Source organism: Paracoccus binzhouensis, from assembly GCF_016446475.1.
In the GTDB taxonomy this organism is placed as follows: Bacteria; Pseudomonadota; Alphaproteobacteria; order Rhodobacterales; family Rhodobacteraceae; genus Paracoccus; species Paracoccus binzhouensis.
The window spans coordinates 1-25,004 of record NZ_JAEHFP010000045.1 but is presented as its reverse complement, the minus strand read 5'-3'; the positions used below and the strand labels follow the sequence as shown (position 1 = coordinate 25,004).

At 70.0% G+C, this 25,004-nt stretch carries 25 protein-coding genes and 1 pseudogene; 13 read left to right on the top strand and 13 right to left on the bottom strand.

The genetic code is table 11. From position 1 onward, the window contains the following. Positions 1-254: 254 nt before the first annotated feature. The 6 genes and pseudogenes from I9P22_RS12015 to I9P22_RS12000 form a co-directional block, all read right to left on the bottom strand. On the bottom strand, positions 255-1,127 hold the full coding sequence (locus I9P22_RS12015; protein WP_199259719.1) for a LysR family transcriptional regulator: 873 nt from the start codon (positions 1,125-1,127) through the stop codon (positions 255-257). Positions 1,128-1,243: 116 nt separating this feature from the next. Beyond that, complete coding sequence (locus I9P22_RS12010) at positions 1,244-3,106, bottom strand: hydantoinase B/oxoprolinase family protein (RefSeq protein WP_332909022.1); 1,863 nt, start codon at positions 3,104-3,106, stop codon at positions 1,244-1,246. Next, entirely contained in the window at positions 3,103-3,240 is a 138-nt protein-coding gene (locus I9P22_RS24565) for a hypothetical protein (RefSeq protein ID WP_233253352.1), read from the bottom strand. The genes I9P22_RS12010 and I9P22_RS24565 overlap by 4 nt, the downstream gene beginning before the upstream one ends. A 1-nt stretch (position 3,241) precedes the next feature. Further along, entirely contained in the window at positions 3,242-4,744 is a 1,503-nt protein-coding gene (locus I9P22_RS12005; protein ID WP_233253351.1) for a hydantoinase/oxoprolinase family protein, read from the bottom strand. A 142-nt stretch (positions 4,745-4,886) separates the two neighbouring features. Further along, a pseudogene (locus tag I9P22_RS24560) lies at positions 4,887-5,273 on the bottom strand (hydantoinase/oxoprolinase N-terminal domain-containing protein); the annotation flags it as partial. Between the two features lie 229 nt (positions 5,274-5,502). Next, the gene (locus I9P22_RS12000) at positions 5,503-6,930 is read right to left on the bottom strand and encodes an MmgE/PrpD family protein (RefSeq protein ID WP_199259718.1); all 1,428 of its coding nucleotides are present in this window, start codon (positions 6,928-6,930) and stop codon (positions 5,503-5,505) included. Between the two features lie 251 nt (positions 6,931-7,181). Here I9P22_RS12000 and I9P22_RS11995 point away from each other — a divergent pair, with 251 nt between their 5' ends. From I9P22_RS11995 to I9P22_RS11960, 8 genes are all read left to right on the top strand, one after another. Next, positions 7,182-7,424: a hypothetical protein gene (locus I9P22_RS11995; RefSeq protein WP_199259717.1), complete on the top strand. Its 243-nt coding sequence runs from the start codon at positions 7,182-7,184 to the stop codon at positions 7,422-7,424. A gap of 3 nt (positions 7,425-7,427) precedes the next feature. After that, positions 7,428-8,222, top strand: coding sequence for an ABC transporter substrate-binding protein (locus tag I9P22_RS11990; protein ID WP_199259716.1), 795 nt, complete (start codon positions 7,428-7,430; stop codon positions 8,220-8,222). A 76-nt stretch (positions 8,223-8,298) separates the two neighbouring features. Next, entirely contained in the window at positions 8,299-9,174 is an 876-nt protein-coding gene (locus I9P22_RS11985) for an ABC transporter permease (RefSeq protein WP_199259715.1), read from the top strand. Between the two features lie 11 nt (positions 9,175-9,185). Continuing rightward, positions 9,186-9,974: an ABC transporter permease gene (locus I9P22_RS11980; protein WP_199259714.1), complete on the top strand. Its 789-nt coding sequence runs from the start codon at positions 9,186-9,188 to the stop codon at positions 9,972-9,974. 36 nt (positions 9,975-10,010) lie between these two features. After that, positions 10,011-11,093, top strand: a complete 1,083-nt coding sequence (locus tag I9P22_RS11975) for an ABC transporter ATP-binding protein (RefSeq protein WP_199259713.1) — start codon at positions 10,011-10,013, stop codon at positions 11,091-11,093. Between the two features lie 69 nt (positions 11,094-11,162). Then, positions 11,163-12,287, top strand: coding sequence for a hypothetical protein (locus tag I9P22_RS25140; RefSeq protein ID WP_199259712.1), 1,125 nt, complete (start codon positions 11,163-11,165; stop codon positions 12,285-12,287). A gap of 569 nt (positions 12,288-12,856) precedes the next feature. Next, a complete protein-coding gene (locus I9P22_RS11965) occupies positions 12,857-14,128 on the top strand; it encodes a glutamate-5-semialdehyde dehydrogenase (RefSeq protein ID WP_199259711.1) in 1,272 nt (423 codons plus the stop codon). Then, complete coding sequence (locus I9P22_RS11960) at positions 14,128-15,069, top strand: hypothetical protein (RefSeq protein WP_199259710.1); 942 nt, start codon at positions 14,128-14,130, stop codon at positions 15,067-15,069. Before I9P22_RS11965 ends, I9P22_RS11960 begins: the two co-directional genes overlap by 1 nt. Here the strand turns inward: I9P22_RS11960 and I9P22_RS11955 are convergent. Then, positions 15,066-15,731: a histidine phosphotransferase family protein gene (locus I9P22_RS11955; protein WP_199259709.1), complete on the bottom strand. Its 666-nt coding sequence runs from the start codon at positions 15,729-15,731 to the stop codon at positions 15,066-15,068. The genes I9P22_RS11960 and I9P22_RS11955 overlap by 4 nt on opposite strands. 53 nt (positions 15,732-15,784) lie before the next feature. Between I9P22_RS11955 and I9P22_RS11950 the strand changes: the two genes are divergently transcribed. The 3 genes from I9P22_RS11950 (at position 15,785) to I9P22_RS11940 (ending at position 17,812) form a co-directional block, all read left to right on the top strand. Further along, positions 15,785-15,964 carry a DUF3553 domain-containing protein gene (locus I9P22_RS11950; RefSeq protein ID WP_199259708.1) on the top strand — a complete coding sequence of 60 codons (180 nt, stop codon included), beginning with the start codon at positions 15,785-15,787 and terminating at the stop codon, positions 15,962-15,964. A gap of 148 nt (positions 15,965-16,112) precedes the next feature. After that, the gene (locus I9P22_RS11945) at positions 16,113-16,892 is read left to right on the top strand and encodes a GNAT family N-acetyltransferase (protein ID WP_199259707.1); all 780 of its coding nucleotides are present in this window, start codon (positions 16,113-16,115) and stop codon (positions 16,890-16,892) included. Next, positions 16,889-17,812 carry a lysophospholipid acyltransferase family protein gene (locus I9P22_RS11940; RefSeq protein WP_199259706.1) on the top strand — a complete coding sequence of 308 codons (924 nt, stop codon included), beginning with the start codon at positions 16,889-16,891 and terminating at the stop codon, positions 17,810-17,812. Before I9P22_RS11945 ends, I9P22_RS11940 begins: the two co-directional genes overlap by 4 nt. 51 nt (positions 17,813-17,863) lie before the next feature. Here the strand turns inward: I9P22_RS11940 and I9P22_RS11935 are convergent, their stop codons facing one another. Beyond that, positions 17,864-18,142 (bottom strand): hypothetical protein, encoded by a 279-nt coding sequence (locus tag I9P22_RS11935; RefSeq protein ID WP_199259705.1) that lies wholly within the window; start codon positions 18,140-18,142, stop codon positions 17,864-17,866. A gap of 288 nt (positions 18,143-18,430) precedes the next feature. Here I9P22_RS11935 and I9P22_RS11930 point away from each other — a divergent pair, with 288 nt between their 5' ends. After that, positions 18,431-19,177 (top strand): sulfite exporter TauE/SafE family protein, encoded by a 747-nt coding sequence (locus tag I9P22_RS11930; RefSeq protein ID WP_199259704.1) that lies wholly within the window; start codon positions 18,431-18,433, stop codon positions 19,175-19,177. A 27-nt stretch (positions 19,178-19,204) separates the two neighbouring features. Then, positions 19,205-19,555, top strand: a complete 351-nt coding sequence (locus I9P22_RS11925) for a RidA family protein (RefSeq protein WP_199259703.1) — start codon at positions 19,205-19,207, stop codon at positions 19,553-19,555. Here the strand turns inward: I9P22_RS11925 and lpxB are convergent. From lpxB to I9P22_RS11900, 5 genes are all read right to left on the bottom strand, one after another. After that, positions 19,530-20,693, bottom strand: a complete 1,164-nt coding sequence (gene lpxB, locus I9P22_RS11920) for a lipid-A-disaccharide synthase (RefSeq protein ID WP_199259702.1) — start codon at positions 20,691-20,693, stop codon at positions 19,530-19,532. The genes I9P22_RS11925 and lpxB overlap by 26 nt on opposite strands. Before the next feature lie 160 nt (positions 20,694-20,853). Beyond that, on the bottom strand, positions 20,854-21,651 hold the full coding sequence (locus I9P22_RS11915; RefSeq protein WP_199259701.1) for an LpxI family protein: 798 nt from the start codon (positions 21,649-21,651) through the stop codon (positions 20,854-20,856). Then, the gene (lpxA, locus tag I9P22_RS11910) at positions 21,648-22,433 is read right to left on the bottom strand and encodes an acyl-ACP--UDP-N-acetylglucosamine O-acyltransferase (RefSeq protein WP_199259700.1); all 786 of its coding nucleotides are present in this window, start codon (positions 22,431-22,433) and stop codon (positions 21,648-21,650) included. The genes I9P22_RS11915 and lpxA overlap by 4 nt, the downstream gene beginning before the upstream one ends. Then, positions 22,426-22,905: a 3-hydroxyacyl-ACP dehydratase FabZ gene (gene fabZ, locus I9P22_RS11905; RefSeq protein WP_199259699.1), complete on the bottom strand. Its 480-nt coding sequence runs from the start codon at positions 22,903-22,905 to the stop codon at positions 22,426-22,428. The genes lpxA and fabZ overlap by 8 nt, the downstream gene beginning before the upstream one ends. A 77-nt stretch (positions 22,906-22,982) precedes the next feature. Then, on the bottom strand, positions 22,983-25,004 hold a 2,022-nt coding region (locus I9P22_RS11900; protein WP_199259698.1), incomplete at its 5' end, for a hypothetical protein.

Here is a 25,004-nt window from a genome sequence, read left to right as displayed (position 1 = left end):
CCCCGGACTTCCGCACCGACCCTCCCCCACTGACCGGCAATGCCATCGGGGACGAACGGGTCGATCCGATCTGTCTTTCTGGTAACTTACGCCCGCCGCGGCTGTAAACCTAGCCCATATCGCCCGCAGCCCCCGGCAACTCGGGCTGGGGTTCCGGCCGCGGCGGCAGGATGTCGCCCCGCTCGGCACCTTGCCGGGCCCCTGCGCAGCGGGCGTTCCGGGGGACCGCATCGGCGCTGCGGTCCGAATGCGGCTCAAAGCAGCGCGCGCAGGGATTGCAGGAAGGGCTTGAAGAAGCGCGAGACCGGCCGCGCCGAATTGGTCGAAACCGCCACGTTCATCATCACCTGCGGCAGGAACGGGCGCGAGACCAGGCCCGGAAAGGTGCTCCAGCGCATCAGCCCGTCGACCAGGGCCACCCCGAGCCCGCCCGAGACGAGCGGCGCCGCGCCCAGCGACGACGAGATCTGGATCGAGAGATCGCGGCTGCAGCCGCAGCGCTCGAAGGCAGCGTCGAGCTGCGGGCCGACATCGGTATGGGCGCCATAGGAGATCAGCGCGCGCGGCACCAGATCATGCGGGGTGATCTCGGTCTTGGCGGCCAGCGGGTCGTCCTCGCGCATCAGCACCACCACCGGCACCCCGGCCAGCACCTCCGACCGCACGGTCGGCGCCTGGATGGTCGAGAGCGTCACCGCAAGGTCGATGTCGCCGATCAGCAATTGCTCGGAGATATCGGCCTTGGGCAGGGCGTGCAGATGCACCTTGACCGAAGGGTATTTCGCCCGAAAGCCAAGCAGAGCCTTGCTGAGCACCGAATAGGTGACCGGCAGGCTCGCCTCGATCCGCAGCAGGCCGATCCTGCGCTCGCCGATCGAAAGCGCAAGGTTCTTGAGCACCTCGATCTCGCGGAAGACCCGGTCGGCATCCTCGTAGAGCAGATGCGCCTCCATGGTCGGCACCAGCCGTCCGCCGATCCGCTCGAAAAGCTTGTAGCCAAGCTGGCTTTCGAGGTGATGGAGGATCTTCGAGACCGCCGGCTGCGAGACCGAGAGCGAATTGGCCGCCGCGGTGATCGAGCCGTCGCGCATGATCGCGCGGAAGATCTCGATCTGGCGAGCGTTCATCGCGGGACGATCCTTCCACGGGCATGGGTCGCGACAAGAATAGCGCCACGCCGCCGGCCGGCAAGGCCCGGGACGGCGCGAGGCCGGTCCGGGGCCGGCCGGGGTCTGGCATTGGGCTATTCGGCGGCGAGACGCGGCGCCGGCAGATCGAATCTTGTGCAAAGATCCGCGAAGATCCGTGCCATGGCCGCGGCGGTCGCCGCCGCATCCTGCGCTGCCGCGTCGGGCAGGGCCGCAACCGCCTCGAAGACCCGGTGCTTGAGGAAGTAGCGCCAACCGACCGGCATTTGCGCCAGGAAGGCGGTCAGCGCATCGTAACGCGCCACGCTCCAGACGGCCTCGAATGCGCGCCGCTCGGCTGCATGGGAAAAAAGCCCGCCGGGGACGGCGCGCCGGCGCGCACGCCGGGCCGCCGTCGCCGCTGCGTCGATCCGGCCGTCCCGGATCACCACGCCGTAATCGGCCTCGGCGCTCGCCGCCGAGATCGCGCCTCGCGCCAGGTCGCGCAGCACCGCCCGGGGATCGCGTAGGAAGGGATCGCCCCAGCCGCCCGCGCCCGGCCCGACCACCCGGATCACGTCACCCGGATCGCAATGCACCAGGTCGGCGTTGCGCAGCTGCTGCTCGGCCGGTCCCGGGTTGCGCAGGAAGCGCGACACCCGGCCCGGATGCGCCCCGCGCAGTCCCCATCCCGGCATGATCGAGCGGTTGCGGTTGCGCGCGGTCACCACCGTCTCGGGGGCGGTGACCTGGAACTCCATGACCGCCGAAAGCCCGCCGCGGAACTGCCCCGGCGCGCCGGTATCGGGTTCCAGCCCGTAGCGCAGGAAGCGGATCGGCACCTCGGCCTCGGAAATCTCGATCGGGGTGTTGCGCAGGAAGCCGGTCGCGCCCCCGGCCCCGTCCGAGCCGTCGCAGAAGGGCGTGCCGCCGCCGCCGCCCACCGGCCCGATCGAGGCCATGACCGGACGGCCGTTGCGGGCCGCGGTCTTGACGTTCATGATCGCATTGCCGCCGGGCGAGGCGGCCGGCATCAGGTCGGGCAGCGCCTGGGCGAAGGCGCCCACCGTCACGATCTGGGTCAGCGCGCAGGTCAGCGAGCGCATGCCGACCGCAGCGCCGGGCGCGCAGTTCACCACCGTGCCCTCGGGCAGGACCGCGCGCGCCGGGCGCAGCGTGCCGGCATTGAGCAGCAGCGAATCGTCAAGCGTGAACAGCACATAGGTCAGCCCCACCATCACCAGCGGATGACGCTCGCGCCCGCCCGTCGGCATGTTCAGCGAGGACGAAAGCTGCAGGTCCGATCCGGTGTAGTCCAGCTCGACCTCATCGCCGCTCACCCGCAGGGTCAGCGCGATCCGGCAGGGTTTGCCGCCGACCGAATCCTCGTCGGCAGAATCGGCAAAGAAATACTCGCCATCGGGCACGCGCGACAGCACCGCCCGGGCCTGCGCCTCGGCATAGTCGAGGACCCGCTCGGCCCCGCCGATGAAGGCGTCGAAGCCAAAGCGGGCGATGATCTCCTGCATCTTGCGCTCGCCGATATTGACCGAGGCAATCTGGGCGTTGAGATCGCCCCAGTTCTGATCGGGCAGGCGCACATTGGCGCGCATCACCGCGACGGCGAAGTCGTTCATCACCCCCCCGGCGACCAGCTTGACGGGCGGGATGCGGACCCCTTCCTGCGCGATCTCGGTCAGGCTGCGCGAAAGCGAGGCCGGCACCGCGCCGCCGACATCGGTGTTGTGGATATGCCCGACGACGAAGCAGGCAAGCCTTCCCCGATAAAAGACCGGCTTCCAGATATGCAGGTCGGGCGAATGTGTCGCGACATTGCCGGAATAGGGATCGTTGGTGATGCAGATGTCGCCCGGGGCGTAATCGTCGAACATCCGCAGAAGCGGGCCATAGTCGATCCCCGAATACCAGGGCGCACCGAATTGCGAGGGGCTGGCAAAGGCCAGGCCCTCGCGCGTCACGATCTGGCAGGAGAAATCCTCGGTCTCCTTGACGAAGGCCGAATGGGCGTGCGCATCAGCGTGAAGGCCATCGCATCGGCGGCGGCGGCGCAAAAATTGGCAAGCACGAAAAGGTTGCGCTGATCGACGACCATCTCAGGCCTCCCGGGTGATGACGAGATTGCCGAAGCGGTCCACCTCGACCGCGAAGCCCGGCGGCACGACCGTGGTCGTATCCTCCTGGCCGATGATGGCGGGGCCGGCGAAGCGGTGGCCGGCGCGCAGATCGCCGCGCCGATGGACCGGGGTGGCAAGGCCCCTGCCGCCGAACCAGCCGGTGACCTCGACCACCGGCACGGCCGGGCCGGCGGCGCGGGCGATCTCGGGAAGCGCAGGTTTCGGGGTCGCCCCGGCGATCACCAGCCGCAGGTTGATGAGCTGCACCGGCGCCGAGGCGTCGGCATGCCCGTGAAACCGCCGATGCGCGGCATGAAAGGCCGCGCGCAAGGCCTCGGCATCAAGCGCCTCGGGGTCCAGCGGCGTCTCGATCTCGTAGGCCTGGCCGGCATAGCGTATGTCGGCCGAAAGCGTGATCCGCGCCTTGCCGCGGAACCCCTGCCGGCCGTGCAGCCAGTCGAGCGCGGTGGCGCGCAGTTCGGCCAGCGGCGCGGCAAGCGCCGCCGCGCCGGCCGCATCGACATCGACATAAAGCGTGCGGATGAAATCGTTCCGAAGATCGGCGATCAGCCCGCCAAGCGCCGAGACCACGCCCGGGGTCGGCGGCACGACCACGCCTTTCGTGCCCAGCTCGCGCGCCAGGAAACAGGCCAGCATCGCGCCGGCGCCGCCGAAGGCGAACAGGTGAAACGCCCGCGGGTCGATGCCGAAGCGCGCGGTCAGTGCCGAGACCTCGGCATACATCGAGGAAACCGAGATATCGACGATATGCGCCGCCGCCTCCTCGACGGAGATGCCGAGCCGTTCCGCCAACGGCGCGATCGCAGCGCGGGCGGCGGCATGGTCGACCCGGACCGCGCCATAGCCAAGCGGGCTATGGCCGATCAGGTTCGCGGCCGCCATCGCATCGGTGACCGTCGCCCGCCTGCCGCCGCGCCCGTAGCAGGCCGGCCCCGGCGTCGAGCCCGCGCTGTCCGGCCCGACCCTGAGCATGCCGAGCGGATCGACCCAGGCCACCGAACCGCCACCTTGCCCCACGGACGAGACCGAGACCGTGGGCAGATGGATGTGGAAATCGCCGATCCGCTCGCCCATGCCGAATTGCGGCTGGCCGTCGACGATCACCGCGACATCGGCCGAGGTGCCGCCGATATCCAGGCTCAGCACCCGCGCAAAGCCGCATTGCCGCGCCAGATGGCCCGCGCCGATCACCCCCGAGGCGGTGCCCGACAGGATCATCTGCACGCATTCCGCCCGCGCCTGCTCGATCCCCATGACCCCGCCGTTCGACTTGGTGATGTGCACCGGGCAAGTCACGCCCTTTTCGGCCAGGGCAGCCTCGAAACGGTCGAGATAATGCGCGATGCGCGGCTGCACATAGCCCGAGATCACCGCGGTGATCGTGCGTTCGTATTCGCGGATGATCGGCCAGGTTTCGGCCGAGGCGACGACGGCGAGATTGGGGGCGAGATCGGCGATCATCGCCTTGACCGCGGCCTCGTTCGCGGGGTTGCGATAGGCATGCAGGAAGGCCAGAACGATGCCCGTGCAGCCCGCAGCCCGCGCGCGCCACCGCCGCCGCCACGTCTTCGCGCCTCGGAGCGACCAGGACGGCGCCGGTCGCGTCGATGCGCTCGTCGATGCCGAAGACGCGCTCGCGCGGGATCAGCGGCTCGGGGCGGCGGGAACAGAGATTGTGGATCTGCGGAATCCTCAGGCGCGCGACCTGCAGCACATCCTCGAAGTTCTTCGTGGTGAAGAGCGCCAGCTCATCGCCGTTGCGCTGGATCACCGTGTTCACGCCGACCGTGGTGCCATGGGTGAAATAATGCACCTTCCCGGGCTCGATGCCGTCCCGCGCGGCCAGGATGTCCAGCCCGGCCTCGATCTCGGCGCCCGGCGCATCGGGGCGCGAGAAGACCTTGAGCGTCGAGATGGTCGCGGTTTCCTCGTCGAATACGGCGAAATCGGTAAAGGATCCACCCACGTCGACACCGACACGGTAACCCATGGTTGCACCTCCTTGCTTCTGGCCCACAGCTGCCAGTCGCGCGGCAGGAAGGCCAATATCATGCGGCGGGGCGTGCAGAACGCCGGGTTATGGACGGGGCCCGCCCCGACAGCCCCGACCGCGGGCAGGGGTGAGCGTGCCGCCCGCGCGCAATCGGCCGAGCGCCCCATGGTTGGCCCGGATGGCTGGCCCGGATGGCGGTGGCCGGCAAAGCGGCGCAGGCTTCTCCTCAGCCGGCCCGCTGCGGCGGAACCAGCAGGGCGGCGAGCCGTTCCGCCGTCGCGGTCTCGATGTTGCACAGGGTTTCCAGCGCCGCCTCGGCCCGGGCCGCCCCCAGGACCGGCTCGCAGATCGCCAGGAACTTCTCGCAGAGCCGCGCCCGCGGGAAGCCGCCGCGCAGCACGCTGGTCGGCGGTTCCTCGATATAGGTCTCGCGGGTCTCGCCGTGCCGGGTGCGCAGCACGACGCGCACCGGGGTGGACATCGCCCGGTCATGCGCCGCGTCATAGGCGGGCTCGTGATGCAGGCTGATGCGCCCGGCCATCTCGGCCGCCGCCGGGCCGGCCAGATCCGCCTCGAACAGCCCGCGCGCCGAGGAACGGTCCAGCAACTCCAACGCGCCAAGATAGCGGGCGCTGAACTGCGCATCGACCACGGTCCCGGGCAACTCGCCGCCAAGCGCGTTGCAGAATTCGCCGAAGCCATGGACCTCGACTTGCGCCACATCCTCGGGGTCCAGCCCGCCGCGCAGGCTCGCCAGCGCCTCGAGCATGGTATGGGCCCAGCGGCAGCAGGCATAGGGCTTGAACTCGACCCGGGTCACCATCCAGTCCTCGCCCAGGCCGCGATAGCCCGCCGGATCGTGTCGGTCCGACCCCGCCATGATCCAGAAGCCATGCGGCCCGTCGAAGACGCTCTGATGTCCGTGAAAGCCGCGCTCGGCCAGCAGCGCGCCATGCAGCCCGGCCTGGGCGCAGGCGCCATAGGCGTTCTTGAGCCAGCCATAGGGCCTGAGTCCCTCGACCGACTTGCGCACCCCCGGCACCGGCGCCAGCAGCGCGGTGATGCCGAAGGCCGAGCGGATGCGGCGCGGATCCAGGCCCATCAGGCTTGCCCCGGCCGCCGTCGCGCCGAAGCTCTGCCAGCTGCCATAGCCCATCACCTGGGCCTTGCGCGCGGGGCTGGCGTCTAGCGCCCGGCCGATGCGCAGCGAGACCTCGTAGCCCGCGATCACCGCACGGAGCAGATCCGCCCCCGAAGCGCCGCGCACCTCGGCCAGCGCCAGCACCGGCGGGATCACCGTCGCGCCCGGATGCGAAGGCGCGCCGTCGCGGAAGCAATCGTCGAAATCCAGCGCATTGGCGCTATGGCCGCCAAGCCAGGCCGCATCGAGCAGGCCCAGCCGCTCGGGACTGCCCGGGACCGACACCTGTCTGCCCGAGCCCGCCGCCCGGAAGGTTTCGAGCACCAGCCGCGACGAGGCGGCCGAGACCCCGCCCACCATGCAGGCCACCGCATCGACCAGGCAGTCCTTGGCGGCCTGCCGCGCCTCGCAGGGGACGGCACCAAGCCGCAGCCCGGCGATCCAGTCGGCGAGCAGGGCGGCAGAGTCGGGCGTTTCATCGGGCGCTTCGCCTGCGGTCGGGGGAAAGGTCATCGCGCGCTCCTTGCAAACCGGCTGTCCGAGCTTCGCGGGGCCGCGCGCCCAAGGCCAATGCGCATTCGGCGGCAAGGAATAACCGCGGGCTATGGCGTCCCCGATGTGCTGCGTCAGGATCCCCGCCCGATCCCTGCCACCCAACCCCGGGTTATGAATGGCAGCGCGCATTGTATTGGCCCTGCTGCCGCCGCATGCCGCAGACTTGGGGGCACAAGACCAAGAAACACCCAGCCAACAGGAAGGATGACATGAGCTTCAGGGCCCTTTCCCATGCCTTAGGCGGCCTCACCCTGGCCGCAACCCTGACCGGCGCGGCGATGGCGCAGGAAACCGTCACCTATGCCACCGATGGCGGCAATATCCTCGACGTGATGACCAGGACGCTGATCCGGCCGGCCGAGGCGAAATACGGCCTGCGCGTCGTGCCCGATCCGAATGCCGACCGCTATCCGGTGATCAAGGCCCAGGTGATGTCGGGCAAGCCGACCTGAGATGTGTTCGACGCCTCGGCGGGCTATTGCGCACGCGGGCAGAACGAGGGGCTGCTCGAACCGCTGGACTATGCGCAGATCCCCAATGCCGCGGGCGTGCCCGATGCGTTCAAGGACGACTATTCGGTCGGCCTTTCGGCCTATGCCACGGTGCTGGCCTACAATACCGACACCTTTGGCGAGAACGGCCCCAAGAGCTGGGCCGATTTCTGGGATGTCGAGCAATTCCCCGGCAAACGGGCGCTGCGCAACTATGCCCGGCCGATGCTCGAGATCGCGCTGCTGGCCGACGGGGTGAAACCCACCGACCTCTACCCGCTCGATGTCGATCGCGCCTATGCCAAGCTCGAGGAGATCAAGCCGCATGTCGATGTCTGGTGGACCTCGGGCGCCGAGACCACGCAGCTGCTTTATGACGGCGAGGTGGACATGCTGCCGCTCTGGGACGGACGCGCCGCGACCGCGGTGGGCGAAGGCGCCGCCGCGACCTTCACCCGCAACCAGGCGATCATGGAATATACCTGCCTTGCGGTGCTGAAGGGAACGGCGCACCGGGACGCGGCGATGAAGCTGATCAACGGCCTGCTCGACCCCAAGGGCCAGGCCGGCTGGGCGACCGAATACACCACCGGCCCGCTGAACACCGAATTCGCCGTGTTCATGGACGCCGAACGGCTCGGGACCCTGACCTCGGCGCCCGAGAACCTCGCGATCCAGGTGCCGCTGAGCGCCGCCTGGTGGGCCTCGGAAGCCGGCGAGGCAGCCGAGAAGCGCTGGCTCGCCTTCATGCAGGACTGAGCCCCCCGGTGCCTTCGTCGCCACACCGGCGGGGCGTTCGCGCCCTGCCCATCCCTTCCCACCGGAACCGGAACCGATGACCGATCTGCCCATGGAAGACGCCATCACCCGCGCCGAGCGGGCCGAGCAGCGCGGCTACCTGCTGCTGTTCCTGCCCGCCCTGCTGCTCGTCGGGCTGTTTCTCGGCCTGCCGCTGGGCCTGCTGGCCTTCCAGTCGCTGCGCGAGGGCGATGCCTTCAGCCTGGTGCATTACGCCCGGATATTCGAGGAACCGATCTACTGGCGCACCTATGCCGACACGCTCAGGGTCAGCCTGTGGGTGACGCTGCTCGCCATCGCCCTGGGCTTTCCTCTGGCCTATGCGGCCGCGATCGCCTCGCGCGGGTGGTCGACGCTGATCCTGGCGCTGGTCATGCTGCCGTTCTGGACCTCGGTCCTGGTGCGCACCTATGCCTGGCTGGTGGTGCTGCAGCGCAAGGGGATCGTCAATTCGACGCTGATCGCCCTGGGCATCATCGAACAGCCGCTATCGCTGTCGCACAATTACACCGCCGTGCTGATCGGCATGGTGCATGTCATGGTGCCATTCATGGTCTTCCCGCTTTATGCGGCGATCTCGAAGATCCCGGCGGAATTGCTGCAGGCCGGTCACAGCCTTGGCGGCGGCGCCTTCCACGTCTTTCGCCGGGTGCTGCTGCCGCTGGCCCTGCCCGGGCTCTTCGCGGGTTCGGTTCTGGTCTTCATCCTCTGCCTCGGCTTCTACCTGACCCCCGAACTGCTGGGCGGCGGCAAGACGATCATGGTCTCGTCCCTGGTGCAGCGCAATGTCGAGCTCTACCTGCAGTTCGGCGCCGCCAGCGCCGTGGCGATGATGCTCCTGATGATCGTGATGCTGATCTTCTGGGGCGTCGACCGCATCCTGCCGGTCGAGAAGATCGTCGGCATGCGCTGAGGAGGCCCGGCATGACCTCGTCCCTGCCCCGCCTGCTGCTCTGGATCGCGACCGGCGCGATCTTGGCCTTCCTGGTGCTGCCGATCGGCATCGTCATCATCATGTCCTTTTCGGATTCGCGTTTCCTGACCTTTCCGCCGCCGGGCTTTTCCTGGCGCTGGTACGCGGCCTATTTCGGCGATCGCGACTGGATGGACGCGACGCTGAACAGCCTGCTGCTGGCCTCGCTCTCGACGCTGATCTGCGTGCCCGTGGGCACCGCGGCCGCCTATGCCGCCAATGTCTCGGCTTCGCCGCTGCTGCGCCGGCTGCAGATCGTGCTGCTGACCCCGGTGATGGTGCCGGTGATCATCCTCGCCGCCGGGCTCTACATGGTCTATGCGCAGGTCGGACTGAACGCGACCAAGCTGGGCCTGGTCTGCGCCTTCTCGATGATGAACCTTCCCTATGTCTTCATCTCGGTGCTGGCGGGGCTGCGCTCCTTCGACATGAACCAGGAGAATGTCGCGCGCAGCCTCGGCCTCGGCCGCTTCGCCGCCTTCGTCAAGGTGACACTGCCGCAGATCCGCCCCTCGGTGGCGACCGGGGCGCTTTTCGCCTTCATCGGCGCGCTCGACGAGACGGTGGTATCGATCTTCATCGCCGGGGGCGAGAACCAGACCCTGCCGCGGCGCATGTTCATGAGCCTGCGCAACGAGATCGACCCCACCATCGCCGCGATCAGCGCGGCGCTGATCACGCTTTCCTTCGCGCTGGTCGTCCTGTCCAGCCTTCGCAGCAAGACCCGTCAGGGCGCCTGAGCCATGCGCCCGGCCCCCGCCAGACCGGAGCCCCCCATGACGCAATCGAATTTCGTTCCCGTCCGCCTGCAGGACATCACCAAGAGCTATCACGATTTCCAGGCGCTCAAGGGCGTGTCGCTCGACATCGCGGCGGGGGAATTCGTCTCGATCCTCGGGCCGTCGGGCTCGGGCAAGACCACGCTGCTGCAGATCATTGGCGGCTTCACCCGGCCAAGCGCGGGGCGGGTGTTCTTCGGCGATGCCGATGTCACGCTGCTACCGCCGCAGAAGCGCGATATCGGCGTGGTGTTCCAGAACTACGCGCTTTTTCCGCATCTCAGCGTGGCCGAGAACATCGCCTTCCCGCTGCGCGCCCGCAAGACCCCGCCCGAGCGGATCCAGCAGCGCGTGGCCCGCGCGCTGCGCAGCGTCGACCTGGCGGGCTATGGCGACAGGCCGATCGCCAATCTTTCGGGCGGGCAGAGGCAGCGCGTTGCGCTGGCGCGCGCGATCGTCTTCGAGCCGCGGCTGATCCTGATGGACGAGCCGCTGTCGGCGCTGGACAAGAACCTGCGCGAGGCGATGCAGATGGAGCTGCGCAGCCTGCATGCCGAGTTGGGCGCGACGATCATCTATGTCACCCACGACCAGCGCGAGGCGCTGACCATGTCGGACCGGGTGGCGGTGATGAAGGCGGGGCGGATCGTGCAGATCGACACGCCGCGCGGGCTTTATTCGCGGCCGGTCAACGATTTCGTGGCCGACTTCGTCGGGGAATCGACGCTCGTGCCGGTCGAGCGCGTGGGGGTGCGGGCGGTGCGGCTCGGATCGGCGGTGCTTGGCTGCCCGCGCGACCTGGCGCCCGGCCAGCTGTGCATCGCGCTGCAGGCCGAGACGCTGCTGCTATGCGGCGACGAGCCGGCGGAACCCGGGACCAATTGCCTGGAGGGCACGGTGGGCGAGATCGTCTTCCAGGGCGAGAGCCTGAAGGCGAGCCTGGCCCTGCAGGGCGGGGCCGAAATCGCCATCCGGATCCCCAGCCATCACTTCAACGCCCGCGCCCTGCCCGCCTCCGGCTCGCAGGTGCGTGTCAAACTGCATGTCGAGGATACGGTGGTGGTGCCCGTCACCGCCTGAGGTGCCGTCGCCCCGAATGCCGGGGCGCTTTGCCGGAACGGCCCTGCGGCCTCGACCAGGGCCTGGGCGATGGCCGACCAGCCGCCGCGCAATCCGTCCACAGGCGTTCGGCCTGAAGCCCGTCCGGCACGATATCGGCGATGCCGCCGCCGTCGATCATCGGCGCCGCGATCGGCCCGGGTGCATGGAGCAGGAAAAGCCAAGCGCCGCATCCGCCGCATCCCCGGCGGTCCCGGCCAGACGGGCGACGACCAGCACCAGCTCGGCCCCGACATCCTGGCGCTGTTGCGCTTCGACGGCATCGTGACGCAGGTCCGTCAAAGCGGCATGATCGCCCCCCGCACCGGCATGGAGGTGGCGGTCGCATTCCTCGAAGGCAATCCCGGCAAGCCCCCGGTCACGGGGCACAAGGCGCGCTCGACCTTCAGGACCAACAGGCCTGACGGAAAGGAACGGGGCGCGGCTTCGATGAACTCCGCTTTGAGGATCAGGAGGGTGAAGGGGAAACATTCCTTCACGCAGAAAAGGATCGCGATGAAGCGGTGGGTGGGAAACGACCGGGCGGGCCTTGTCGGCGGAAGGCGGCCCGAGGTCGTGGGCGCGTCGAAATCGACCATGACCGGCGGCACGGAAGCCGCGATATCAACCGTTCCCATGTCCCGCAGGTCGGTGTGGCGGCACCATGACCTTGCCCAGCGGCCGACACACCGACATCGTGACCGAGAGGTCGTTGCGGGCGACAGCCTCGTGCTGCGCTGCGGCAAGGCCGAGATCCGCCAGACCGGGGATGGCAGGATCCGCCTCGCCGACACGAAAGCGGCGGCCTCGCCCAGAGCCCGGCACCATTTGCCCGATACGCGCGACAAGATCCCGTTCGCCGGCATCGGCCTGGCCTCGGGGCAGACCCTGGTCGGATATCGCCAGCAGATGGAAAGGACGCACGCCGGATGGGCGATGCCCTGCAGATACCGGCCGAGGGGCCGGCCTGCGACAGGTTCGGGCCGGACCTGCCGGCCCGGCCGGCCCCGCGAGTCGATCACCGGCCATGGCCCCTGCGCCGGCCGGCCCGGAATCCTTCCTTTCGCCAAGGGACGCGCCCCGATCCGGCGCGATGCTGACGACGGCCGGCGGTTGCGGCGCCGATCCCGGCCATCGTCGGCGCAGGGCCGTCCTTGCCGATCGACGATCCGGTGACGGCGACGGCGACGGCGACGGCGACGGCGAGGCTAAACTGCGGCCGGGACATTTCCTCCGCCTATCTGTCCCGGGGGGCGGTGCAGGATCCGAACTCTCGCGCGAAGGCGAATTGGCGAGATGGCTTGTCATCACGCGCGCACCGCGCCAGTCCCGATCCTGCGCGCCCAATGCGGGCCACGCCCCAGCCGCACCGCCGCTTGGCTTCATCGCCCATGCGAAACGGCAAAGCGGGGCGAAGAATGGCGACGGCAAGAAATGCCGGCCGCGGTCCCCCTCTGCGCGCCTTCGGCAAGGATCGAGCCATTCTGCGGGCAGGGGTGCATGATCATGCCCGGCGGATGGGCTTATCCCTATTCCCCTGTTCCCGATCTGCGCTGAAAGCGCCCGGGAAGTCCCTGCTCAATGCGGTTTTTTTTTTTCAGCATGGCATCGCAGGGGCATCTCGGCTCCGCCCTGCCGCGCCCGGGGCCGGCATCCGCGCGGCGATTTCCGCCGCCTCGGCCTTTCCTCTCTGGTTTTTCGGCGCGCGCGGGCCTATTTCAGGCCTCATGCAAGGGAATGCCGCCATGAAAGACCTGACCACTTCCGATGCCGATGCGTTGATCGCGGATCTGGGGCAGAAGGCCCGCGCCGCCGCCGCCGTGCTGGCCGAGGCCTCGGCCGAGCGCAAGCATGCCGCGCTGATCGGCGCCGCGGAGGCGATCCTGAAGGCCGAGCAGGCGATCCTCGACGCCAATATCCTCGACATGCAGCATGCCGGGGAAAAGGGCCTGAGCCCCGCCATGCTGGACCGGCTGAAGCTGGACCCGGTGCGCATCCGCGCCATGGCCGAGGGGCTGCGCTCGGTCGCGGCCCAGGCGGATCCGGTGGGCCGGGTGCTGGCGGAATGGGACCGGCCGAACGGGCTGCACATCCGGCGCGTGGCGACGCCGCTGGGCGTCATCGGGGTGATCTACGAAAGCCGGCCCAACGTCACCGCCGATGCCGCGGCGCTGGCGCTGAAGGCCGGCAATGCGGTGATCCTGCGCGGCGGCTCGGAAAGCCTGAACAGCGCGACGGCCATCCACGAGGCGCTGGTCGCGGGGCTGAAGCAGGCCGGCCTGCCCGAGGCGGCGATCCAGATGGTGCCGACCCGCGACCGCGAGGCGGTGGCCGCCATGCTGCGGGCGCAGGACTTCATCGACGTGATCGTGCCGCGCGGCGGCAAGGGCCTGGTCGGGCTGGTGCAGAAAGAGGCCCGGGTGCCGGTCTTTGCCCATCTGGAAGGCATCTGCCACGTCTATGCCGACCGCGACGCCGACCTGGAGAAGGCGCGCCGCGTGGTGCTGAACGCCAAGACCCGGCGCACCGGCATCTGCGGCGCCGCCGAATGCCTGCTGATCGACTGGCAGTTCTATACCAGGCACGGCGCCGTGCTGGTGCAGGATCTGCTCGACGCCGGCGTCGAGGTGCGGGCCGAGGGCGAATTGGCCAGGATCCCTGGCACCGTGCCGGCCGAGCCCTCGGATTTCGGGCAGGAGTTCCTGGACAAGATCATCGCCGTCAAGCTGGTCGACGGCGTCGAGGAGGCGATCGCCCATATCCGCCGCTACGGCTCGGGCCATACCGAATCGATCCTGACCGAGAGCGACGCCACCGCCGAGCGCTTCTTCAAGGGCCTCGACAGCGCCATCCTGATGCGCAACGCCTCGACGCAATTCGCCGATGGCGGCGAGTTCGGCATGGGCGCCGAGATCGGCATCGCCACCGGCAAGATGCACGCCCGCGGCCCGGTCGGCGCCGAGCAGCTGACCAGCTTCAAGTATCTGGTCACCGGCGACGGCACCATCCGCCCCTGATGCGGCCCGAAAGGCTGCACCAGGACCGGCGCCACCGCATCACCCTGTTCCGCGGTTCCGGCGACGGGCGCCGGGCGGTGGTCTGCTTCGAGCACGGCCGCGACCGCGCCATGCGCGGCTTCGAGCCGCCGGACTGCCCGCGCTTTGCCCGGCGGCTGGGCATCGACGCGCTGGTGGTGCAGACGGCGCGGCGGGACTGGTTCGTCTCGGACCGCAGCGCGGCGCTGGCCGAAGCGCTGGAACGCGCCACCCGCTTCTATGACGAGGTCGTCGCGACCGGCTTCTCGATGGGCGGCTATGCGGCGCTGCTCTATTCGGCGGCCTGCCACGCCCGGCGGGTGATGGCGGTGTCGCCGCAATACAGCATCGACCCGCGGGTCGCACCCTACGATCCCGGCCGTCACCCGAAATTCGCCCATATCGGCATGGCCATGCCCCGTCCCGAGGATCGGGGCGCGCGCGACGTGGCCGGACTGCTGATCTATGATCCCGCCATCGCCGCCGACCGCGCCCATGCGGCGCGGATCCGGACAGGCTTTCCGCGGCTGACCGCGGTGCCGCTGCCGCATGGCGGCCATCCGGCCACCGGCGTGCTGGCCCTGGCCGGCCGCATCGGCCCGCTGGCCGAGATGCTGGTCGAGAACCGCATCGACGCCGCCGCGATCCGCCGCGATCACCGCGCGGTCCGGGTCGGGGCCGAATCCTATCGGCTGAGCCTGGCCATCGCCGCCCTGCCCCGCCACCCGGCGCGGGCCCTGCCGGAATTGCGCCGGCTGGCCCGCCAGGGCAACCCGCGCACCCGGCTCGAGGCCGGGATGGCGCTGCTGGACCATGCCGAGGCCGAGGCGCTGGCGCTGCTCGGCGCCCTGCTGGAGGAGGGGGCGGAACTGCCGCCCGGCCCGCTGCACAGGCTCAGGCGGCGGCTGGTCAACCGGCTCTAGAAGGCGATCTCGCCGCCGGTCTCGTCCAGTTCCCAGGCCAGCGGCCGGTTCGCGGCGCGGGCGAAGCCGGCCAGCAACGGGAAATGCACCTCGGAAGAGGTCGGCTCGGGCTGCTCGCGCGTCGGCGCCGCATCCAGCCAGGACCACAGGGCCGGGTCGGGCCGGGTGCGGCTGGCCTCGGCGACCAGCCGCCAGCCGCTGGCGCCGCGGCAGACCAGCACGCTGCCGCCCCAGGGCATCGCCGTTTCCAGGCACATCAGCCCCAGCAGGATCATCCGCGCCTCGATGCGCGGCAGATCGCCCTGGGCGTCCAGGCGCAGCCGGATGCGGCCGCCCTTCTCGACATCCGCCAGCAGCGCCGAAAGCTCGGCCAGGCTCAGCCGCTGGTCCGGCGCGGCATGGCCAAAGGCCATGCGGAACCAGCGCACCCGGGCCCGGGCCGCCTCGACGCTTTCGGCGATCAGCTGCATCTCGTCGCTGGCGGCGATGCCGGGAAAGGCGCCGGAAAGCTGCAGCAGCTCCAGCCCGTTGCCGATGGCCCCCAGCGGCGAGACGATGTCGTGGCAGAGCCGCGAACTGACCAGGGCGGCCATGCGTTCGGCCCCTACCCCCTGCGGCGCGGGCCCCTGCGGCGGGTCGCGATAGATTGTCAGATCATCCATGGAGGGCTAGCCTGCACCATGCCGCAAGACCGTGCCGCAAGAAGGGGCGAAAGATGAATGAAATCCTGGAACCCGGCATGATGGTGCGCCATCCCGGCGCACCGGAATGGGGCATCGGACAGGTGCAGTCGCGGATCGGCGACCGCATCACCGTGAACTTCACCAATGCCGGGAAACAGGTCGTGGACGGCAGACATATCAATCTTGAACTGGTCAACATGGACCCCTATTAGGCGATATCTGCAGGTTAATTCAACTTTTGCGCGAGTCAACCCGTCTTGGCGCCGCGGGGCGCGGCCGGGTCGGGCCGCGGTTGCAATGTCCCCCCGGCACGCCTAGACACATGCCAGATCGCAACCAGACAGGGTGCCAGGCCGGACAATGACGCCCGAGACTTCCTTTTTCGAGACGCGGCTCGCCACGGACGAATCCGACCTGCTGGCCGCGCAGCGGCTGCGATACCGGGTCTTCGTCGAGGAGCTGGGCGGCGACGGCGCGCTGGTCGATCACGAGCGGCGGCTGGAGCGGGACGAATTCGACCCGGTGGTCGATCACCTGGTGCTGGTCGACAACCGCCGTTCGCGCGACGAACTGGACCATGTGGTCGGCGTCTATCGCCTGCTGCCCGGCGACCGGGCCGAAACCTTCGGCCGCTTCTACTGCGACGGCGAATACGACCTGGCGCCGCTGCGCCGCTGCGGGCGCTCGCTGCTGGAGCTGGGGCGGTCCTGCGTGGACCCGGCCTTTCGCGGCGGCTCGGGCATGTTCCTGCTGTGGAACGCGCTGGCGGATTACGTGCTGGCGCGGCGGATCGAGATCCTGTTCGGCGTCGCCTCGTTCCATGGCACCGACGTGCAGGCGCTGGCCCAGCCGCTGAGCTGGCTGCATCACCACCACCTGGCGCCACCGGCGATCCGCCCGCGCGCCCGGCCCGAGGGCTATCAGGCGATGGACCTGGTCCCGGCCGCGCAGCTGGACCGCCGCGCCGCCATGACCGGCATGCCGGCGCTGATCAAGGCCTATCTGCGGCTCGGCGGCCTGGTCGGCGAGGGCGCCTATCTGGACCGGCCCTTCAACACCACCGACGTCTTCCTGCTGGTCGACACCAAAGCCATGTCGGAAAAGCACCGCAAGTTCTACGAGGCCCGGCAGGGACAATGAGCGGCCCCTCCAGCCATACCCCCTCCAGCGGCACGCCGTCCTGCGATGCCCAGGCCCGCGATACCCAAGCCCGCGGCACATCGTCCAACGGCACGCCGTCCCGCAGCACGTGGCGCGGCGAGGAACCGCCGCCAGCCATCCCGCGCCCCGGCCGCCTCGGCTGGCTGCTGGTGGCGCTGCGCGGCACCGGCATCGTGCTGGTGCTGGTGCTGGGCGTGCTGCTGATCCTGCCCATGCGCGGCATCGAGCGGCTGTTCACCGGCGCGCATCGCCCGGTCACCGGGCCGCATGTGCAGATCGTCTGCCGCCTCTGCCTGCGGATCCTGGGGCTGAGATGGCGCTGCGAGGGCCGACCCATGCGCGGCCCCGGCGCCATCGTCGCCAACCATTCCAGCTGGCTCGACATCTTCGTGCTGAACGCCGCCCTGCCGGTGTTCTTCGTCTCCAAGGCCGAGGTGGCGGGCTGGCCCGGCATCAACGTGCTGACCCGGGTCACCGACACGCATTTCGTCGCCCGCGACCCGAAACTCGCCCGCGCCCAGGCCGAGGAATTCGCCGAGCGCACCCGCGCCGGCCACCGGCTGCTGTTCTTCCCCGAGGGCACCAGCAGCGACGGGCGCCGGGTGCTGCCCTTCAAGCCGACGCTGTTCCAGGGCTTCCTGGACCCCGCCCTGCCCGAGGGGCTGGCCATCCAGCCGATGAGCGCCACCTACCGCGCCCCGCAGGGCCGCGACCCGCGCTTCTATGGCTGGTGGGGCGACATGCACCTGGGCCCGCATCTGCTGGCGGTGCTGGCGCAACACCCGCAGGGCTCGGTCACGGTGCGGCTGCACGCCCCGATCCCGGTGGCGGGCGAGACGCGCAAGACGCTGGCGGCGCGTGCCGAGACCGAGATCCGCGCCGGCTTCGAGGCAGGCTAGGGGCAGGCACAAGAACCGGCCCGCCAGGGGCCGGCCTCGCCGTCCGATCCGTCAATCGTCGTCATCGTCATCGTCATCATCGTCGTCGTCCCTTCCGCGGCGACGGCGGGGGCGATCGTCGTCGTCATCGTCCCAGGCGCGATAGCGAACCCGGCGCCGGTCATCATCGTCATCGCCACGCCAGAACGGATAGGCCCAGCCATCGAGACCGCGCAGCAGCAGCCGCTCGATCCCGGGCCCCGGCGCGTAGCGGGGAAAATCGTCGTCATCGGCAAGGGCCGGGGCCGGAAGCACCACGACCGCCATCAGAGCCATGCAAAGCGGTTTCATGCCTTTCATCCCTTGATCCAGAGCAACACCAGGCGGTTGCAAAGGGGTTACGGACCGACCGGCCCACCTATTCCCAGGCCCTGCGATTTTTTCCCGAGCCGGTCCGTTCTCCGGCGCCGGCCCCCCCGGCGCCAGGCTCCCGGTGGCAGGTGCCGGGAGGCAGGGCATCCCGCCCGGCTGCCGGCGCCCCCGGCGATCCTTCCCGAACGCCTCTCCGTCCCGGCCCGCTGGACGCCCCCCGCCGGCGCGGCTATGCAAGGCTGCCCCAGCAACCCGGAAAGGCCGCGCATGACCGAAACCCTGCTGATGCTCGCCGCCGGCTTTCTCGGTGGGATGCTGAACGCCGTCGCCGGCGGCGGCACCTTCATCACCTTTCCGGCCCTGGTCGCCGGCGGCGTGCCGGTGGTCTCGGCCAATGCCACCAGCACCGTGGCGGCGCTGCCGGGCTACCTGTCGGCGGCCCTGGGCTTCCGCCGCGAGATCGCCCAGATCGAACGCGCACTGGTGCTGCGCCTGACCTTCTGGACATTGGTCGGGGGCATCGCCGGCTCCTGCCTGCTGCTGGTCTCCTCGAACCAGGCCTTCGCGGTGCTGGTGCCGTTCCTGCTGCTGGCGGCGACCTCGGTCTTCATCTGGGGCGCCAGGGTGCGGGAATGGGCGGCGCAGCACCGCAACGCGGTCGCGCCCTTCGGGGCCGGGACCATGGTGCCGGTCGCGATCTATGGCGGCTATTTCAACGGCGGGCTGGGCATCGTGCTGCTGGCGCTGTTCGCGCTCTGGGGCATGACGCAGCTGAACCAGATGAACGGGCTGAAGAACTGGCTGTCCTTCGCGCTGTCGGTGATCTCCTTCGCGATCTTCGCGGCGGGCGGGCAAGTCGCCTGGGGACCGGCGGCGGTGATGAGCCTCGGCACCGTGCTCGGCGGCTATCTGGGCGCGCCGGTGGCGCGGCGCATCCCGATCGGCGCGTTGCGGGCATTGATTGCGGCCATCGGCTTTGGCATGACGGCGCTGTTCCTCTGGCGGCTCTTCTGACGCCGGCCCAACCCGAAAGGATTTTCCATGTCCGAGATCAAGCGCATCGAGACCGGCCCCCGCATGAGCCAGGCGGTCGTCCATAACGGCACCGTCTATCTGGCGGGCCAGGTCGGCAAGCCCGACGAATCGGTGACCGAGCAGACCCGCGCGGTGCTGGCCCAGGTCGACCGGCTGCTGGCGGAATGCGGCTCGGACAAGACCCGCATCCTCTCGGCCCAGATCTGGCTGGCCGACATGGCCGATTTCGCCGAGATGAACGCCGTCTGGGACGCCTGGGTCGCCCCCGGCCACGCCCCGGCCCGCGCCACCGGCGAATCGGCGCTGGCGACGCCCGACTACAAGGTCGAGATCATCGTGGTCGCGGCGCAGAACTGATCGCCGCCATGACCGAACGCGCGGCGCGCAGGCCCGGGGCCTCGCCGCCGCGCCCCAGCCGCTGCATGGTCAGCGCCATGGCGGCCAGTTGCGCGGCGCGCTCCTCGGGATCCTCGACCAGTCGATAAAGCGCCTGTGACATCGGCCCCGGCTGGCAATTGCGGCCCAGGTATTCCGGCACGGCGCGGGTCTCGCTGACCAGGTTGACCAGCGTCACCGTATCGGTCCGCAGCAGCATCCCGATGATCAACCGGCTGAGCGGCGCCACGTCATAGCCGATCACCATGGGCACGTCGTTCGCGGCCAGATCCAGGCTGACCGTCCCCGAGGCCGCCAGCGCCAGGTCGGCGGCGGCAAAGGCCGCGCGCCTTTCGCCCGGGCTTTCGACCACCACCGGCGCCGTCGGCCAGCGCCGGGCCATGTCGCGCACCAGGCCCGCGACGCCGCGCACGGTCGGGATCACCACCCGGATCTCGGGCACCCGGTCGCGCAGCCGCATCAGCGCCTCGTCGAAGCGCGGGCCAAGCCGGCCGACCTCGGTCCGGCGCGAGCCCGGCAGGCACAGCACCAGCGGCGCATCCGGCGCGATGCCGTTCGCGGCGCGAAACGCCGCCGCCTCGGCCTCGCCCGCCACCGGCTCGGCGACGATGGGATGGCCGACGAAATCGCAACTCATCCCGGCGGCCTGCATCAGCGGCGGCTCGAAGGGCAGGATCGCCAGCACATGGTCGATGACCTCGGCCATCTTCTTCGCCCGCCCCGGCCGCCAGGCCCAGACCGAGGGCGCGACGTAATGGATGGTGCGCAGATCCGGGGCCAGCGCCCGCGCCTGGCGCGCCACGCGCAGGCAGAAATCCGGGCTGTCGATGGTGATCAGCGCATCGGGCCGGGCCTCGGCCACGGCGCGGGCGGTCTCGGCGATGCGGGCCTTCAGCGCGCGGTATTTCGGCAGCACCTCCCAGATGCCCATCAGGCTCAGCTCTTCCATGGCAAAGCGGCTCGCCAGCCCCTCTGCCGCCATGGCCGGGCCGCCGATCCCCAGGAATTCGGCGCCCGGATCGAGAGCTTTCAGCCCGGCCATCAAGGCGCCGCCCAGGTTGTCGCCCGAAGGCTCGCCGGCGATCAGGAAGAATTTCATCGCGCCGCTCCGCTTGCCATGTTCCAGGGGTATTTGAAGAGCAAAGAAGCCGCGCGGGCTTCTTCGTTGCCCAAATACCCACCCGCCGCTGCCGCGGCACCGTGCTCGGGATATTTGGGAAACGGCGAAGCAAGGCTCTTTCCGTTTTCCAAATACCCATTCACCCCCGGGCCCAGAGGAACAGCCCCGCCGCCTCGGCGCGGCGCAGCGCCTCGGCCCGGTCCAGCAGGATGACGCCGCCCGCCTCCCAGGCGATGCCGGCCAGCCCGGCCTCGGCGGCCTGCGAGACGGTATCGGGGCCGATGGTCGGCAGGTCGATGCGCCGGTCCTGGCCGGGCTTGGGTGCCTTGTAGAGCACGCCGCCCGCCCCCCTGGGATCGGGTTTCAGGCCGGCATGCGCCTTGGCGAATTCCAGCATCGCCTGGGTGCCCGGCAGCGCCTCGACGGCAAGGCAGAGGCCCTGCGCCACCACCGCGCCCTGGCCGATGTCGAGCGCGCCGAGACCGGCGACGATCTCGGCGGCGCGGGCGGCGTCCTTCCAGTCGCGCGGGCCCGGCTCGCCCGCCAGAACGCCTTCGCCCGGCACCAGATCCGGCAGGATCTGGTCGACGGAACAGATGGCTATGCCGGCCTCCTCGAACACGTCCAGAACCGCGCGCAGCGCGGCGTCGTCGCCCGACTGCATCCCCATCAGGATGCGCGGCACGATGGTCAGGGTGCGCGGGTCGAAAAGCTCCGGCTCGATCTTCGGGCGGCGGATGGCGCCGGCAAAGACCGCCCGGGTCACGCCCTGCTCGGCCAGCTCGTCCAGGAAGGGCACCAGCCGCTCCAGGCGGAAGGGCCTGGCCTCGATCTGGGGCTTGAGATTGTCCAGCGCATAGACCAGCGGCCGGTCCAGCGCGGCGGCGATGGCGGGGGCAAGGCGGCCCTCGCCGGCGATCAGGGCGATGCGGCTCATGGATGGGGTGCCAGAAAGCTGCGGTCCGAGGGGCCGAGGATGAAGTCCAGCACCTCGCGCACCATCGGGCCGTTCTCGGCCGCGGCCAGTTGCCGGGCGGTGTCGCGGAAGCTGCCCCGGCCCAGCTGCGCCAGCATGTCCCGCAGCGCGTGGATGTCCTCGCGCGAGGCGCCGCGGCGCTTCAGCCCGACCAGGTTCAGCCCGTCCAGATGGCCGCGCGGGCCCTGCACCAAGCCGAAGGGGATCACGTCCGCCGTCACCATGGTCACGGCGCCGATCATCGCACCGCGGCCGATGCGCACCCATTGGTGCACGCCGGACAGGCCACCGACGATCACGTCATCTTCCAGCACGCAATGACCGGCGACCGAGGCATTGTTCACCAGGATCACCCGGTCGCCGATCCGGCAGTCATGGGCGACATGGCTGCCGGCCATGAACAGGCCATCATCGCCGATGCAGGTGACGCCGCCGCCGCCCTCGGTGCCCGGGTTCATGGTCACGTATTCGCGGATACGGTTGCGGGCGCCGATTTCCAGCCGGGTGCGCTCGCCGCGGAACTTGAGATCCTGCGGCACCTCGCCCAGCGAGGCGAAGGGGAAGACCACCGTCTCGTCGCCGATCGCGGTCTCGCCCGCCACCACGACATGGGATTTCAGCACCACGCCGCGGCCGAGGACGACCTCGGGACCGACGACGCAGAACGGGCCGATCTCGCAGCCCTCGCCGATCACGGCGGCGGGGTCGACGACGGCCGAGGGATGGACCCGGGCGTCAGCCATTGTCGCCACGGTTCAGCATGGCCATGACCTCGGCCTCGGCGGCAAGCTGGCCGTTGACCATAGCGCGGCCCTCGAATTTCCAGACCTTGCCGCCACCGCGCAGGGTCTTCATGTGCAGTTCCAGCACGTCCCCCGGCACCACCTTCTGGCGGAAGCGGCATTTGTCGATGGACATGAAATAGGTGCCCATGCCCTTGCCCGCGAGGTCCAGCGAGACGCCGACCAGCACGGCGGCCGCCTGGGCCATGGCCTCGATGATAAGGACGCCCGGCATGACCGGCTCCTGCGGGAAGTGCCCCTCGAAATGCGGCTCGTTCGAGGTGACGTTCTTGATGCCGACGCAGCTTTCCATCGGCACGATGTCGCGGACCTTGTCCACCAGCAGGAAGGGATAGCGATGCGGCAGGATGCGCTTGATCATCGCCAGATCGACTTCGGTCGGCGGGATATAGGCGGTCTCGTCGGAAGCCATGCGGTCCTCTTGGAATGTTTTCATTTGCCTAGCAACGGGGGGCGAACTTGGCAAGTTTGCCCGTGCTCAGGCGGCGCTCAGGCGGCGCGCAGCCGGCCGCGCCCTTCGGCCAGCCAGCCGGCCAGCGCCAGGCCGGCGATCAGAGCCAGCCAGGCCCAGCCCGGCAGCAGCGGCCGGTGCGTCATGCCGCTGACCGAGGCGGCATCGCGCGGGGTAATGGCGATCCAGGGGCCGGTCACGCCCTCGCCATGCGCCGGCCGGCCTTCGCGCACCGTGCGCAGCGACGGGACGCCCTCGGAGAGCGGCAGCACCGCGCCCTGCGTCGCCTCGGCCAGGGGGCCCAGCACCGCGCCCGAGGCCACGGTTTCCTCGAACTCGCGGGGCGCGGCTGGGCCGAGCGCCAGCACGCGGGCGATCTCGCCATCGGCCAGCCGGTAGAGCCCCGGCCCCGGTGCGGTCCAGCGCGCGGTGAAGCGGCCCGGTCCGGCCTCGGTCAGCGGCAGTTCCTCGGTCTCGCCATCGGGGCGGGTGATGCGCACCGGGCCGGCGGTGTCGTCCATGGTGCGGCGGGTGATGGTCACACCCAGCCCGCCGGTCACGTCGGCCAGCAGCGCCTCCTCCTCCAGCTCGGGTTCCTGCATCGACCAATGGGCGATGCGGCGCAGCAGTTCCAGCTGCGGCCCGCCGCCCTCGAAGCCCCGGCCCCAGAGCCAGACCTGGTCCGAGGTCAGGAGCGCCACCCGCCCCTTGCCGACCCGGTTCAGGATCAGCAGCGGCTCGTCATTGGCGCCGGTCATCACCACCTGCGCGCGCGGGTCGGGGATCACCTGCGACATGCGCAACCAGCGGCCCCAATGGCTGCCCGAACCATCCGCAAGCGCGCCCTCGGCCGGCGCGCCGGGCAGGCCGGCGGTCACGGGATGGCGCTGGCCGTCCTCGGTCAGGCGCGGCAGGAAGGGCTCGTCATAGACCCGCCCCGTGGGGCGCGCCGGGATGATCGCGCCCATCGGCGACAGGTTCAGGCTTTCCACCGTCGACATCTCCGGCCCGGCCGAGACCAGCACCGCGCCGCCCTCTTCGACATAGCGGCGGATGTTCTCGTAATAGAGCGGCATCAGGATGCCGCGCACCCGGTCGCGGTCGAAGATGATCAGATCGAAATCCTTGATCCGCTCCAGGAACAGCTCCTGGGTCGGAAAGGCGATCAGCGACATCTCGTCCACCGGCACCGCGTCCATCTTGTCCGGCGGCCGCAGGATGGTGAAGTGGATCAGGTCCACGTTCGCGTCGGATTTCAGCAGGTTGCGCCAGGTTCGCTCGCCCGCATGCGGCGCGCCCGAGACCAGCAGCACCCGCAGCCGGTCGCGCACGCCCTGGATCTGCACGGCGGCGGAATTGTTGCGGTCGGTCAGCTCGGGCGTCGGGCCTTCGGGCGCGTCGAAGCCGATCGAGACCACGTTCTGCCCGGCATGGTCCGGCACCACCGGCAGGTCCAGCGTCACGCCGGGCGGCAGGTCGAGGCTGCGCATCTCCTCGCCGTCAAGCAGGATGCGCAGCCGGGCGGGGGCCTGTGCGACCTCCGGGGGGACGGCGCCCTGATCCTCGATCCGCAGGCGGATGGTGACGGGCTTGCCGATCAGGCCATAGGCGGGGGCCTCCTCGATCACTAGCCGGCGGTCCCAATCCGCGGGCCGGCCGGTCAGCAGCACATGCACCGGCGCCGGGGCCGTGGCCGGAACCATCGGCGCGTCATGGGCCAGCCCGTCGGTCAGCGCGATCACCCCGGCGATGCGGCCCTGCGGCTCGGCGGCCAGCGCCCGGGTCAGGACGGTGCCCAGAGCCGTGCCGTCCGGGTCGTCGCCGACCGTCACCCGGCGGATCTCGGTATCCGGCAGGGCGGAAAGCTGGCGGGTCAGTTCCTCGAGCGCGGCATCGGTCTGCGCCGCCCGGCCCGGCAGCGCCTGGCTGGCGCTGCGGTCGTCGAGCAGGATCACGATGTCGGAGAGCTTGTTGCGAATGCCCGATTCCAGCGCCGGCGCCGCCAGCGCCGCCGCCGCGGCCAAGCCGGCCAGCCCGCGCAGCAGCCAGCCGCGCAGGCC